The sequence below is a fragment of the Paenibacillus chondroitinus NBRC 15376 genome (genome assembly GCF_004000765.1).
Lineage (GTDB): Bacteria > Bacillota > Bacilli > Paenibacillales > NBRC-103111 > Paenibacillus_E > Paenibacillus_E chondroitinus.
The window spans coordinates 118,637-132,727 of sequence record NZ_BILW01000019.1; the positions used below are offsets into that span (position 1 = coordinate 118,637).

At 41.9% G+C, this 14,091-nt stretch carries 17 protein-coding genes; 8 read left to right on the forward strand and 9 right to left on the reverse strand.

Annotated elements, in window-relative coordinates; genetic code table 11:
• Positions 1–11 precede the first annotated feature (11 nt).
• The 7 genes from PCH02S_RS20865 to PCH02S_RS20895 form a co-directional block, all read right to left on the reverse strand.
• On the reverse strand, positions 12–821 hold the full coding sequence (locus PCH02S_RS20865) for an AraC family transcriptional regulator (protein ID WP_127455878.1): 810 nt from the start codon (positions 819–821) through the stop codon (positions 12–14).
• A gap of 64 nt (positions 822–885) precedes the next feature.
• Positions 886–1,587: a YjjG family noncanonical pyrimidine nucleotidase gene (locus PCH02S_RS20870; protein ID WP_127455879.1), complete on the reverse strand. Its 702-nt coding sequence runs from the start codon at positions 1,585–1,587 to the stop codon at positions 886–888.
• An 18-nt stretch (positions 1,588–1,605) separates the two neighbouring features.
• Positions 1,606–2,076: a DMT family transporter gene (locus PCH02S_RS20875; protein ID WP_127455880.1), complete on the reverse strand. Its 471-nt coding sequence runs from the start codon at positions 2,074–2,076 to the stop codon at positions 1,606–1,608.
• Between the two features lie 24 nt (positions 2,077–2,100).
• Entirely contained in the window at positions 2,101–2,799 is a 699-nt protein-coding gene (locus tag PCH02S_RS20880) for a Crp/Fnr family transcriptional regulator (protein WP_127455881.1), read from the reverse strand.
• Between the two features lie 20 nt (positions 2,800–2,819).
• Positions 2,820–3,245 (reverse strand): DMT family transporter, encoded by a 426-nt coding sequence (locus PCH02S_RS20885; protein ID WP_127455882.1) that lies wholly within the window; start codon positions 3,243–3,245, stop codon positions 2,820–2,822.
• A 326-nt stretch (positions 3,246–3,571) separates the two neighbouring features.
• Entirely contained in the window at positions 3,572–5,314 is a 1,743-nt protein-coding gene (locus PCH02S_RS20890; RefSeq protein ID WP_127455883.1) for a GGDEF domain-containing phosphodiesterase, read from the reverse strand.
• 338 nt (positions 5,315–5,652) lie between these two features.
• Positions 5,653–6,741 (reverse strand): L-dopachrome tautomerase-related protein, encoded by a 1,089-nt coding sequence (locus tag PCH02S_RS20895; protein ID WP_276562739.1) that lies wholly within the window; start codon positions 6,739–6,741, stop codon positions 5,653–5,655.
• Positions 6,742–6,974: 233 nt separating this feature from the next.
• Here PCH02S_RS20895 and PCH02S_RS20900 point away from each other — a divergent pair, with 233 nt between their 5' ends.
• Together PCH02S_RS20900 and PCH02S_RS20905 are read left to right on the forward strand one after the other, a co-directional pair.
• Complete coding sequence (locus PCH02S_RS20900) at positions 6,975–7,466, forward strand: CBO0543 family protein (protein ID WP_281282274.1); 492 nt, start codon at positions 6,975–6,977, stop codon at positions 7,464–7,466.
• Entirely contained in the window at positions 7,463–7,981 is a 519-nt protein-coding gene (locus PCH02S_RS20905; RefSeq protein WP_127455885.1) for a CBO0543 family protein, read from the forward strand. Before PCH02S_RS20900 ends, PCH02S_RS20905 begins: the two co-directional genes overlap by 4 nt.
• Positions 7,982–8,099: 118 nt before the next feature.
• Here the strand turns inward: PCH02S_RS20905 and PCH02S_RS20910 are convergent, their stop codons facing one another.
• Positions 8,100–8,390 carry a hypothetical protein gene (locus tag PCH02S_RS20910; RefSeq protein ID WP_127455886.1) on the reverse strand — a complete coding sequence of 97 codons (291 nt, stop codon included), beginning with the start codon at positions 8,388–8,390 and terminating at the stop codon, positions 8,100–8,102.
• A gap of 190 nt (positions 8,391–8,580) precedes the next feature.
• On the opposite strand from PCH02S_RS20910, the gene PCH02S_RS20915 reads away from it, so the two are divergent.
• From PCH02S_RS20915 to PCH02S_RS20935, 5 genes are read left to right on the forward strand one after another with little or no spacing between them, the layout of a single operon-like run.
• The gene (locus PCH02S_RS20915) at positions 8,581–8,823 is read left to right on the forward strand and encodes a spore gernimation protein GerQ (RefSeq protein ID WP_127455887.1); all 243 of its coding nucleotides are present in this window, start codon (positions 8,581–8,583) and stop codon (positions 8,821–8,823) included.
• 12 nt (positions 8,824–8,835) lie between these two features.
• Positions 8,836–9,222, forward strand: coding sequence for a spore coat protein (locus PCH02S_RS20920; RefSeq protein WP_127455888.1), 387 nt, complete (start codon positions 8,836–8,838; stop codon positions 9,220–9,222).
• Positions 9,219–10,355, forward strand: coding sequence for a zinc-dependent alcohol dehydrogenase (locus PCH02S_RS20925; RefSeq protein WP_127455889.1), 1,137 nt, complete (start codon positions 9,219–9,221; stop codon positions 10,353–10,355). Before PCH02S_RS20920 ends, PCH02S_RS20925 begins: the two co-directional genes overlap by 4 nt.
• Positions 10,356–10,386: 31 nt before the next feature.
• Positions 10,387–10,587, forward strand: coding sequence for a hypothetical protein (locus tag PCH02S_RS20930; RefSeq protein ID WP_127455890.1), 201 nt, complete (start codon positions 10,387–10,389; stop codon positions 10,585–10,587).
• Between the two features lie 10 nt (positions 10,588–10,597).
• Positions 10,598–10,894, forward strand: coding sequence for a spore coat protein (locus PCH02S_RS20935; RefSeq protein ID WP_127455891.1), 297 nt, complete (start codon positions 10,598–10,600; stop codon positions 10,892–10,894).
• A gap of 330 nt (positions 10,895–11,224) precedes the next feature.
• Here PCH02S_RS20935 and PCH02S_RS20940 read toward each other — a convergent pair whose 3' ends face one another.
• The gene (locus PCH02S_RS20940) at positions 11,225–12,229 is read right to left on the reverse strand and encodes a hypothetical protein (RefSeq protein WP_127455892.1); all 1,005 of its coding nucleotides are present in this window, start codon (positions 12,227–12,229) and stop codon (positions 11,225–11,227) included.
• Between the two features lie 1,195 nt (positions 12,230–13,424).
• Here PCH02S_RS20940 and PCH02S_RS20945 point away from each other — a divergent pair.
• On the forward strand, positions 13,425–14,060 hold the full coding sequence (locus PCH02S_RS20945; RefSeq protein ID WP_127455893.1) for a restriction endonuclease: 636 nt from the start codon (positions 13,425–13,427) through the stop codon (positions 14,058–14,060).
• The last annotated feature ends 31 nt before the right edge of the window (positions 14,061–14,091 follow it).

A 14,091-nucleotide genomic window follows, 5' to 3' on the forward strand; every position in this document is an offset into this window, starting at 1 on the left:
TCTTCAGCTACTTAGGTATTTGCGTACTTTTGCGGGGGAACTCCTACAATCTTGCTGAACGTTCTCGAGAAATGGCTTTGGTCATAAAATCCCGCTTCTACCGCAATATCAGCAATTGGCCGCAGGTTCTTCGTAAGCTCTATCTTGGCATGATTAATCCGAAGCAGGTTCTGATAAGCATGGGGAGGCATATGGCTTGATTGCTTAAACAAGCGAATCAGATGGAACTTACTTATATCCGTAATCCTTTCCAGATCGTCCAAAGTGATCTTTTCTGTATAATTCTCATACAGGTATTCCTTTATCAAATTAACGTATTTACGATCTTGTCTGTTATTGCTGCCCTTATGCGCGAGGTCGGAATCATTCCAGCTCACTACAGTCTGGATGAGCTCGATGAGCGAAATTTCAATTTCTAGCGGAGTACCTGCTCCCGTTAAGGATTTCATTGTCCGGTTGATGTGAATCCGGCAAGCCTTGTTCTTCCCCTCTTCCAGTAGAAAAGGAATATGAAGCCGGTCAAGCTCCTGCTGCTTCAGCCCCTGAAGCCAATCCTGCTTGATAAACAGCATCTTGTAGCTCCAATTAACCCCTTCTTTCGGATGGCAGGAATGAAGCATCATAGGGGGAAAGCTGATCATGCGGCCTTCCTCCACCCGGTGCATGGTCCCGTCACACCACGCGTGGGTCTCCCCCGTATCGATCAATCCTATGGAATACTCCTCATGAAAATGCTTCTGATAGGCGAAATCACGCTTCCGGCATAGTTTTGCTTCAAGAAACGGAAGTGCTTGGTCGCGGTAAAAGATGACATTCGGCATATATATTGATCACCTCTTCATTCTAGAGATAGTATATTAACCCGCGGGCTTCATAGAGTCACCGTTAACACTCTCTGGCTCGCGATAAAATCCCATAAAGCTCATTAAGCTTCCGTATCTCATACGTCGGAACGATGCCGGTGTCGTTAGTCTGCCCCGCAGGATTAAACCAACAGGTGTCCAGACCGGCCAACTGCCCGCCTTTAATATCCGCGGTTAAGGAGTCGCCGATGATCAACGCATGTTCCGCTTCAAAATCGAGAATCCGCGCAATCACGTAATCGAAAAACTCCTTCATCGGCTTCTGGTAGCCGGTGTCTTCCGAAACAAATATGTTTTTAAAAATCGGATGCAATCCTGAAGCCAGCAAACGCTTATATTGCGTCTTGGAAACGCCGTTCGTCACGACATACAAATCATATTTATGCTGCAGATCCGTTATCAACTCGAGCGCCCCTTCAATGAGCTGATGCCCCTCTTCCAAATAGGCGCGGTAGTTCTTTTCAAACAAGACGCCGTCCACCTCTTGTCCGTATTCCTTAAACAGCTTCGAAAAACGGGTGTTCACGACCTCGTCGCGGCTTAATTTCCCTTCCTCAAAGGACTTCCAGAGTCCCAAATTTACCTTTTTGTAATGCGCCTCGATTTCATCGGTTAAGGGCATGTTTTGCCGTTCGAACAGCAAACGAAGCGCAGCCTTTTCGGCCGCGCCAAAGTCCAACAACGTATCGTCAACGTCAAATAATAAAGTCCGGTATGTTTTCAAAATGATCGCTCCTATGTTCTAAATTGTCTTAGCTGCCGCTTGCCGATCTTCCCGATCGCCGCCTAGTTTAAACACAAGAATGCCGCCGACAATGACGAGCACGCCGATCAACTGCTTGAATGTAAAAGGAACTTGCGTCAGCCCTAACCAACCGAGCGTGTCCCATAGCAGCGCAAACGCAAGCTGTGAGGTGAGAACGATCGAGATGGCATACGTGGGGCCAAGCCGCTTGATCCCCTGCACCATGCACACAACCACCCCAACGCCTATCAAACCGCTGAACCAGTACCAAGTCTGCATGGTCTGCAACGCAAACAGCTGCTTCCCTTCGAAAAGGAACCCGATTGTCATGGAAGCCAGAAATCCCAATCCTAATACCAATGCAGTCGTTGCCCAAGTTCCTGCCCGTTCATTCACCATGCTGTTGAAAATATTCTGCAAGCCAACCAGAGATCCCGCCAGCAGCGCCAATAAAAATCCTATAGCCATGATTTCTCCTCTTCCTTTTACCGATTATTCATAAATATTATGACCCGCCAGCTGGCGCAGCCTTTCCTTGTTTTTAATAAGAATAAGACTTTGCGTACGCTCCAGCAAACCCTCCGCACAGAGCTGAGCAATGACGCGATTCAAATGCCTATAGCTCGTTCCGATTAAGTTCGCCACGTCATTCAAGCTTGATGTGCGAATCTGCCCCTTGAATTGTGCATCGGATTCGTCGAAGGAGACGGCCAGCAAATAACCGGCCAATCGCACTTCCACCGGATGCAGCAGATTGAAGCTGAGCGTGTTGGATTTCACATAAAATTTTTGCGTGATGATATCCAGCATAAATTGCAGCAGAGGCGCATGGTCGCTTCCGTACTTTTTCAACCAACGATGGTGGACACCGATCATATGAACAGGCGTTACGGCCTCGACCGTATTGATGATGTCACGCCCGCGGATATATTCGATATCCCCGATCAATTCAAGCGGCGTTTTGAAAGAAAGAATAAGCGCCCTTCCATCCGCCGAGGTGGTAAAGATTTTAATTTTCCCTTTGACAAGCACATACAGGTACAAAGCCGGATCGCCCTGGGAACAGATGTGTTCCCCTTGATCAAAGCTGTAAACCGTCAAATGCGGCAGAAGCGACTCCGGAAAAACGGACTCGAGTTGATACTTGCGCAAATATTGGTGCAGATGCTCGCCGTCTTTTAACTCTCTCATGACTCGGCTTCACTCCTAATTTAGAACCGCAGGATCGCCACGCCGGTGATCATCATCGCGATGCCAATGTATTGCGGCAACCCCATCTTCGTCTTGGCCACCCCGAACCATCCGTTCCGATCGACGAGAAAGGTCAAGCCCAACTGGGCAATCAGCACGAAAGCGATCGTCAAAGTAACTCCGATGCGCTGAATCGACGTGACGTTGCTGGAAATGACGATAGCTGCGAAGGCGCCGCCCGTCAAATAGATCGGCTTTACTTGTTTAAACTTTTGCCATTTACCATCTCGGATAAACAGCAAGATCAACAAAGCCGCCGCGAACCCGGTAAACTGGGTGATCGTCGCCGCCTGCCAGGTGCCGATATCTTGGCTGATCCGGGCATTTGCCACACCCTGCAATGTAATAAAGGCCCCGCCTAAAAAAGCAGATAATATCCCAATCATGTTCGCACTCCTCAATAATGCTCTTTTCTTTCATTAAAAAATAAAACGACCCTATTGGGAAGGACATATGTCCTTGGCTTCTACCTATTGCGTTGTTTCCATAGCGAATCCTGACACCCTATATGCAAATTTGTAAGCAATACGTGTATATGAAAATTAATCCTTTCATAACAATTCGTTTTTGGGACTCCATATACAGTTACTTTTTAATTACAATATTTTTTATATAATTAATTTTATCCATCTTTACAAATCTACAAATTGATAGATTCCATTTTATATTTCTTGTTGCCAAACAATACATCCAGATACTTTAATGAGTTCACCTAAAATCTCTGTCTCCATTTCAAATTAACTGGTGTTATGATACGATTTGCGAGTAGTCTTAAAAAATCGTCTAAAACAACAGGCTTACTAAATAAGTACCCTTGAACTTCATCACAATTTTGTTGTTTTACAAATGTTAATTGTTCCTTCGTTTCCACGCCTTCGGCTACTACTCTCATCCCTAACCCATGCGCTAAATGGATGATGGTTTTGACGATAGTAGCATTGGCTTGGTTGATGGTAACATCCTTGATAAAAGATTTATCAATCTTTAATACATCAACTTTGAATCGAGTTAGATATGCAAGAGAAGAATACCCCGTACCAAAATCATCTAAAGAAATTTTTATACCAAGTTTCTTTATCTCGGTTATCGTTGAGTCCACAAGTTCTTGGTTATCTAAAATGGATGTTTCTGTAATCTCTATTTCCAGCCATTTTCCTTCTAATTGTGTTTGTTCTAAAGTTTTCTTTATGGTACTAATAAAATTTTTTGATAAAAATCGGTGGGCAGAAACGTTTATCGAAATGGGTACGAGACTGATTCCTTGGTCTTGCCAAGATTTTAGTTGCCCACAGACTGCTCTTTCAACCCATTCCGACAGGGGAGCGATTAATCCCGTCTCCTCCGCTAAAGGGATGAAATCTGCTGGAGCCACCATCCCCCACTCGGAATGATTCCAGCGAACAAGTGCCTCAGCTCTCAATATTCTGCCTGTTTTCGCACAGACTCGTGGTTGATAGTATACTTCTAAATGATTTTCTTCTATTGCTTTGCGTAGGTCTTTTTCAAGGGAAAATTTTTTAAAAGCTTCAATATCCATCACAGGATTAAAAAACTCATAACGATTTATGCTTTTTTGTTTAGCACTGTTAAGGGCTATATTCGCATTTTTTAATAAGGAACTTGCATCTTTTCCGTGTTGTGGATACAAACAAATTCCTAAACTACATGTCAAATTAAGTTGATTATCATTTAGATAAAAAGGATATTCTTCAATTGTTTTGATGATTTCTTGAGCCATTATTCCGACTGATTGAATGTCATTAAATTGTTCATGCAGCATTATGGTAAATTGATTTCCCCCTACATGGGAAACGAATCCTTTTTGCCCTATATGTTGTATTAGCCGTGTTGAAAACTGTTTAATTAATTGATCTCCGATTATATATCCTAGTGTATCGGTAATATATTTAAACCGATCCAAATCTAAGGTGATGATGGCAAATGAGTACTGTTTTTGATGTGCCTCTCGTAACTGCTTACTCAATTTTTGTTCAAAGCACCTTCTATTAGGTAAATCGGTTAAATAGTCATGATAAGCCATATGTTCAATAGTTTTTTCATAGTTTTTACGTTCTGAAACATTATTTACATAACCAATCAAGTCACTATCTGATGGAAACAATCTAACTTCAAGCCATTCATTTGTTGGCTCATAATATTCTTCAAAAGTAATAGAGACTTGTTCTTCCATAGCTTTATGATAATTTGTGTAGAATTTAGTATTAATGGATTCAGGCAAGGATTCCCATAAATTGTATCCAATGAGGTCTTCTTTCCTTCTTTGAACCCAATTCTCCATTGATTTATTTAGATAAGAAATAGTCCAATCTTGATCTACAATAAAGAAACCATTGGTTATATTATCGAGAATGTTAACTGTTGGTGGTAGTAAGGAATCATTATTTATACGATTTAAAGAATCTATCTTTAATTGCTTTGATTTAAATAAACCCATTGTAGAATTCCCCTTAATATTTATCTACTTATAAAAAAAAGCTTACTCGATAAAAACTCCGAGTAAGCCACCTTTTCCGGGCGCAAAGTATTTCAAGTGGTATATCGGCAACTGGCTAGCATGGGATCCTATTATAATACAAGATTCAACATATCACTACATTATTTTCAAAAATGATTAATCATTGCCAAAAATAACCGCCAATGTCACCAGTTTATTTATAGAGTCTTTTCATAAATGGGTGCGATCACTCGTTCTAACAGTTGTTTAATTTTGAATTTGAATAGGAACTGGATGATAATTTGAATAGTCTTCATCTTTGTAAAGCGAAATATTTACTAAAAGGTAGGAGCAGGTGGTTCGTCTATTTTCATACGGAGTAAACTATAAGGCTTCTGCCGCAGGTCATTTCCACAATGAAATCTTGCCTGCCGATGTAATTGGTTCACGATGAAATATAAGTATTGATCTGGACCAATAGAAAAAGTATCCGGCCATAATAATCTTGGATCATGTGCGATGGTTTCCATTATTCCACTCGGCAAAATCTTCCGAATACTATTGTTTTCATAATCACCAGCGTAAACGTTCCCTTTTGCATCGGTGATCATGCCATCTGAAGCACCCTTTTCTCCCCAATACTTCACGTGATACTGTAAATTCATATCCGGTATAGTCCGGTCTCTTAGGGCTTCCGTTGAAATCGAGTACAGATGTCGACTGCAGAGAGGACAAAAATACAACATCTTGCCGTCCGGGGAAATCGCTATACCATCGGATGCCAATCTAAAGGGTGAAGTTGATCCGTCTTTGTTTCGATTCATCAGGATTTTACCTTCAACTTTCGGTAAGAAAAAGGGATCGGGCGAGGTTGAATTTGCTCCGCTTAACCGTCTCCAGGCATAGCCCGTTTCTAAATCAACGACAATAATGGCTCCTGGTCCTCGGGAAGATGAATCCGTAATATAAGCATAACCTGCTTTGCCAACACGAAAATCAAAACGGACATCATTCAGATAAGTGGTTGGCAGGACAACATCTTCCGTAAATGTATATACACTTTTTATAGTATTTGAATTTAAATCAACAGCGACTAACTTCGCCCCCCCTTTGATTGGTTCTGAGAAATTAGGAGCTCCTGTATCCAATACCCAAAGCGTACCATTTCCATCTGCAACGACACTCTGGACACTAATGAGGGACGTTGTGATAGTCGATGGGCTTACCACATTAGCGTCTAAACTAGGATAAGGCTGTAATGTATCGTGTACGATTTCAGCCACCGTAAATTTAACGTCGTCTCCCCATTTGGGAAAGCAAATGAAAATACGCCCAGTTTCAGAAACGGTAACGCCTGTAGGCATGGCTCCATAAAATAAAAAAACCGCCTCAAACATACCAAAATATTTTTCACTCGGTAACATCATTTGTATAAAATCCTCCTCAACAGTTTCGAACTGCTATCCCCTATTTATATGACTGAATGTGGCTCAATTGCCTGGATAATAAAATATTTTTCGGGAACCTCGCAAGTTCGTATCTATGACGGACAACGAGTAAACGGTGTTGTATTTTTTGCCTAAGTATCACCGCCCACGAAAGTGTGAATAAGAAGAAGTACACTTACATAGGAGCCTCCTTCCTTGTACAAACTATGGCCATGAACATTGAACGAAATTTATTGCTGCTAGTCTGGTTTGTGTGTATAAGCACCATCTATTTTCTTGTTCCAAGAGCAAGAGCTCATGAATTTGTGTTGTGCTTTCTTGCGTGTCAGGCTGTGGTATGGACGGTAGAAATGCTGCTCGTTCACTTTGATTTGGTGGCCTACCCGTTGCGTGAATTTCCCAAAGCTTCGGATTTGAATATCACGTTCAAAGTGGTGTGGACACCTGTTGCGAGCGGACTTTATTATATCTTCAGACCTCTTTCAAATAAGTTGACGAAGTGTTTTTACTTTGCCGCCTGGATTTCACTGCTCACCTTCATTGACGGGTCACTAGCCGCATATACCGACTTGGTGGATTATGTACATTTTCACTGGAGTTTGATGGCGATCGTGTTATCAATTATATTCCTATCCGTCCACGGCCTAGCAAGCTGGTTCTTTAGAAACCGCAAAGTTTTCAGAAAGGAGGCGAGCGAGCAATGAGTTTGCTGCTGCAATACGGCATTATCGTCTCCGTGTGGATCCTTTCATTGTTATTGCTTCTCATTATCCCGCGGCAGAAACGTCGATTGGCGATGGTCGCTTTTTTGTTCAAACAGTATATTATGTGTATTTTCGGTCATGCCGTGGTCGAACTCCAACTTCTCGCCTATCCCGTAAGGGAACTTGCCGACGTTAGCCGGACGAGCTTCACCTACGAATATATGGCCTATCCGGTGACATGCGCGGTGTTTAACGCGTATTATCCGAGCCATCGGAGTGGCTGGATTCAATTCGGCTATTACGTATTATTCGCTACTGTACTGACGATAGTTGAAGTACTGCTCGTACAATATACAGATCTGATCCGGTATGTTCGTTGGAACTGGTTTTGGTCGTGGGCCACTATTTTCCTCACATTCCTGATGAGTCGAGCGTTCTGCGTGATCTACTTCGGAACCATGACACGAGTGGAAACGTCAAAACAAAAGAACGCAGCCAGTACGACACGTTCCTAAATGTGGGGCTATGCCCATAGACATCGCCCAGCTTGCGCTGGCCGCGCTCCTGCTGCCGCCACGCGTGGTACCGAAGAAAAGAAAGAGGGAGTCCCCTTAAGGGCCTCCCTTTCGCATGTCATGATTCGCTGTGCTGATCCGGCAGACGTAAGGCGTTTGCTGAAGTTTGTGCTTGATCTAAAAATTCCTCTGCTCGGGTCAATTGCTGCCGGGCCGTCTCCAAAGCTTGTGAATTTGTTACCGCATTAGATTCACTTATCGAGCTTATCGCCTCATTTAAAGCCGTTTGCGCCTCAGAAACCGCGTTAGATGCATGCTGCTCAAGCGTATTGCCGCTTGAGTTAAGTGCACCTTCCGCCGGTTTTCTTGCATTTTCGGTTGCTAGATCAATTTTGTTTTCATTGGGCAAGGTAAATCCTCCTTCCTTGAGCAAAGATTAATAGCTTAAACAGAAATAAGTATGCGGTTGAGATTTTATTTATATTCTTACGACTGCATGGGAATATTCGGACCTTACATTTTCGGCAATTAATTTTAGTATAAGATCCAATGTGTAGGTAAATCTAACTTAGATGAAAAAAGGAGGGGATATTTTCTCAATGAATACGCCAACGCTAGCGCCGCACGAATCGATGGAACTGCATGAAGCGTTAAACTTTAAAACGCTCTGCCTCGCTAAGTCAAAACTTATGCAAGGCTTAGTCTTTGATCAAGAGCTTAAAGCATTAATGCAGAAAGACGTAATTCAATCCACACAACAGATCGCCGAGCTGCAAGTAATCTATGCAAGAGCTCCTTTCCAAGCGCCTGTTCCAAATAGCCCTACACCTATTACACATTAAAGGGGAACAAAAATGAATACCGATTATTTAGATCCGATCAATTCATTAAATATGCCGGAAATGGCAGATATGACTTTTGCAATGGACTTTCTTCTTCGTGCCAAAGAGGGTGTGCGAAATTTGTCCATCGCCCTGACGGAAACAGCTTCTCCCGATGTAAGAGCGATGCTGCGTAATCATCTGAAGCAAGGGATTGCAATGCACCAAGAAATCACGGAGCTCATGATTCGCAAAAAATGGTTCCATCCTTACGAGCTGAATGAACAGTACCAACTTGACCAGCTTTCAGCGAAAAATACGGTGATGATCGGGCAGATGAATTTGTTCCCGGGTGATACGTCGCGTAAAGGGATGTTTGATCGGACCCCAGATGAACATATTGGAGGACATAGAGCATGAAGGCCGTTACGTATCAAGGGATTAAAAATGTCGTGGTCAAAGAGGTGCCAGATCCGAAGATTGAGAAACCGGACGATATGATTGTAAGAGTCACCAGTTCCGCCATTTGCGGTTCGGACCTTCACCTGATTCACGGGATGATCCCTAACCTTCAGGAGAACTATGTCATTGGGCATGAACCGATGGGGATTGTAGAAGAAGTAGGACCTGGAGTGACCAAGGTAAAAAAAGGCGACCGGGTGATCATCCCTTTCAACATCGCATGCGGTGAATGCTTTTTTTGTAAGAATCAGTTGGAAAGCCAATGCGACAACTCAAACGAACACGGGGATATGGGCGCATATTTCGGCTACTCCGGAACGACCGGTGGTTACCCCGGCGGCCAAGCCGAGTATTTACGAGTTCCGTTTGCTAATTTCACTCACTTCAAGATTCCTGAAAACTGCGAGCAACCGGATGAAAAGCTAAGCTTGATCGCCGATACCATGACGACGGCGTTCTGGAGCGTAGATAATGCCGGCGTCAAGAATGGAGATACAGTCATCGTGCTCGGCTGCGGTCCGATCGGACTTCTGGCCCAGAAGTTCTGCTGGCTGAAGGGAGCAAAGCGGGTCATCGCCGTTGACTATGTCGATTACCGCTTACAGCATGCGAAGCGAACGAACAATGTGGAAATCGTAAACTTCGAACAGGATAAGAATATCGGCAACAATCTCAAGGAAATGACCAAAGGCGGCGCCGATGTCGTGATTGATGCGGTAGGAATGGACGGCAAGATGAGCGATCTCGAATTTCTAGCCAGCGGTTTGAAACTGCAAGGCGGCACCATGAGCGCATTTATCATTGCGTCTCAGGCTGTCCGCAAAGGCGGGACCATCCAAGTCACTGGGGTATACGGCGGACGCTATAACGGATTCCCGCTCGGCGACATCATGCAGCGCAACGTGAATATCCGTTCCGGACAAGCTCCGGTCATTCATTATATGCCGTATATGTACGAATTGGTTGCCTCGGGGAAAGTGGACCCTGGAGACGTTGTTACGCACGTCATTCCGCTCAGCGAGGCCAAGCACGGCTATGAAGTGTTTGATACGAAAACGGACGATTGCATCAAAGTCGTCTTAAAACCTTGAATATAGATGAATAAATGGGAGGAAAATCCAAATGAATTCCAATTACGCCTTGCATGAGATGCTGGAGGTTCATGAAATGGCTGCGTTCAAGACCGTTTGCATGACCAAATCCAAAACCATGCAAGCTCTGGTAACCGACCCGGAGCTCATACAAATTTTGCAGCAAGACGTTCAATTATCACAGCAGCAGCTTCAAGAGCTCGGTGGAGTGCTGTCTAAAGTGACCCAATAGGAGATAAAACATGAACACAATAATAGAACACATGACAGGGCTTCATACGCTAACCGATGACGTTATCGCAATGGATTTTTTGATGAACGCCAAGAGCGGAGTCAGAAACTACGCCATGGCCGTAACGGAATGTGCCACCCCCGAAATCAAGCAAATTTTGATGAAACAGCTCGACGAAGCTATAGACTCCCATGAAAAGATAACAAACTACATGATGCAGCGGGGACTATACCATCCTTACCATGTTCCTGAGCAAATTCAGCTTGATCTGAAAAATATTCAGACCGCTATGAATATTCCGTTCTGACACCGTATTCTTCCCGAAAAACGCGCTAAACCACTATGGATCAGGCGCGTTTTTTGATTTTGGCCGAAGACTTAAATGCGATTAACTATAAAACTGCAGTCGGATAAGTGGTAACCCGCTTCCCTGGTCGACTTCGAACTGATATAAATATCAATAAGTTAAGTAATAACACAAAAAATGTGATATTCCAGAATTAATTAGAATTTAAAGCTCACCGTTGCAAATTTAGCGGTTTGTTGCAGAACTCGTTAGAAAAATATCCTTACTTTTAACCAACTATGCATAATTATGCATTCATGCCAATCGACTTTTAGTATTATATATTTCACTTCATTTTTCATTATTCTCGAACATAGAAAAAGCGTATCGAATGATATCTTCACGGATAGTGTTTGGCATGCTGTAATTTTCATGCATATAGGCATCGGGGCTGACTTTTATTTCCTTACCATCTTTTTGCAACCTTGTAACTAACGAAGAAATGGTATCCAGCGGATTTGTAGGTGACCGTAGGAGCGATGCTTTAATTTCCGACAGCATTATACTACTATCTTCAGCTTGAAACTGCAGTCTACCTTTTAAAATTTCAGTGTGTGCTTCATAACTATCTATGTGGTCGATTACCTTCCAATCCTCCCATTTCTCTTGAAGTCGTTGAACGATATTTGAAAAAACATCTGCATACCATATTTCAATCTGCTTATTTTTTATGTCAATATGAAATCCGGAAGATGGAAAGTCTGATGCCCATTCTTCCATATGAAATTGTTTATAACCAAAAGATTTATTACAGTTTTGCAAGAGCTCCGGTCCATGAATCAAATATCCTTCGATACCCCCATCTAGAGGGAAAATCAGTGTTTCTTCATCTTCAAATATTATGCTAGCAATAGTATCAATCCAATCCAGAGCACCTGGAGGTCTTAAATTCACATTAGCTAAATCATCATTTTTACCAGTAAGAACCTTATCTCTCGAGACGTCAACGTATTCTGCAAGATTAACAATACCTTCATGTGCCCAGTGGATTTCCCAATCTCCCCAAACCCTCTGCATTAATTCTAAGAATAGCCTTCTATATGGAATATTAGATTGCTCCTCTTCACCACCATAAAATAAAAGCAGTTTCTTCGCTTCGTCTATGACAGCTCCACCTTCGGCCCATATATCATCTAACCAATCTGTCTGATCAACTTTCTTTTGAGCTTGGATAAATGAAATTGCATGTTCTGGCCCCCAAAACAGATCACTGGGTAGCGTATTTGCACACCAATGATTGTAATAAAGATCGTAACCATCTTGCTTTACAATAACTAAGTTAGCTCGTTGCCCCATAGGCAGTCCCGCCTTTTGTATGATCTCACTCGGAACACTCAACGTATCAAAAACTTTAATTTTTTGACTTCTTTTTCTCCTAAATCTTGAGAAAGTCGAACTAGCATCTTATTCAATTCTTCAACTTTAAAAGCATTCGGTTTTGCTTGAACACTACGATTAAAGGAAGAATTCCACTTTCAGTTGAGCTTTAATTTCTACTCTAATATTATCATCTCTCATTATCTCAAGTGCATTTAGTAAACAACGCAATTGATCCCATTTATTTATAACCGCGAACAATCGTACGACATATTTGGCGACATGTATTTCTGTCGTTTTAAGAAGCACATTTAACAAACGATTAGAATCAATAAGATATGCTTTCTTACGTAATCCGCGATATCCTTCAACTGATACACCTTTGTTATCACTTTGTAGAGCGAAATAAAAAAGCTCAAGAAACTGATCGCAGTTTAATAAAGATAATCCCCTAAGACCTGCTCGTTTTTTTTTATATCTACATGACTCGCATACTCTGCTAGAATTTCCACATGCTCAGGACTTCCAACTTCACCCAGAGCAATTAATGCTGTAGCTAGACTCTTCGTATTCTCGCCTCATAAATAATCCAAGTAGTGGTTCGCAAAATCAATTTCTGTTACTGAACTAAGATAGAATCTTGACACTTCCCTAACTGAAATATGGGGATCAAAAAGGGAATTCTTTAGTTCAGGAATGGCGTCTATATGCTTTATTTCTGCTAAGGTGGTTAATGTGATTCTCCGGAAAGGCGCATATCGATCATTGATTAAGCGATTGAAATAACTTGCAAATAATAATTTACTGTCACAAATGACTCTGCAAACCATTACTCTAATGATCGGTTCCGATTGTTACAGAGCTTTATTAAGAATGAGCGGCAGCTGCGAGTTTTGATATCCCAAGGCTATTTTATAACACATTCGTTATGTTATAAAAGTACTTGATTCTAGTCCATTCATTACAGCTTGGAAAGAATCTTTTAGATTAAGTAGTCTAAACACCGATTCGACGGTGTGATGATGACTAACTCGGTTAAGAGTTCTAAGCCGATTAGGATGCAAACTACATAGATAAACGAGCACTCGGTTCACTTTCTTCACTTTTCACCTCCCACAAAATGACTAATGCAACTCGCAAATGGAAATAACTGATAAGAAAAAGTGGGGAATATATGTTGATGATGATTTTTTTCGCTGTTGTTACAATTATCCTCTTAGGTGTTGGGCTGTTCAAGTACAATTTGAAAGAAGAGGAACTTGAATCTCTTCGTACACTAACCACCAAATTATTGGATACGAATGATCAGATGTATAATACATTGGCTATGGGATTGTATTATCGTTTTAAGAAGGTAGAGGTGCCGAGCGATCAAAATCTCTCGAGTAACTTTATTAAAAATAATCCTTACGAATTTGAATATTTTGTAGCCGATATTCTAGAGGGAATATATGGGGGGACAACATATGTTACACAGAGTTCGGGGGATTATGGGGTAGATATCGAACATCTACGGAGTAACGGTCTCTTTCTAGTTCAAGTAAAATGCTATAAAGAGGATGTCTCTTTTGATCCAATTGCCATTATCCATTCTCAAATTATCAAACAGAATGCTAAAGGTGGTATTGTACTCACGACAAGTGGATTTACTTCAAACGCTCAAAAGTATGCAAAAGAAGTCGGTGTCGAATTGATTGATGGGTTTCAACTTGTTCATTATTGGTCGCTCTATATGAAAAAACTAGTACATGAACTTGGCCATTCTAGCAACGATACAAATGACAATAATCATGATTTGAAACAGGCGTGAATTTGAACTAAAAAAAAAAAAAAAAAAAAAA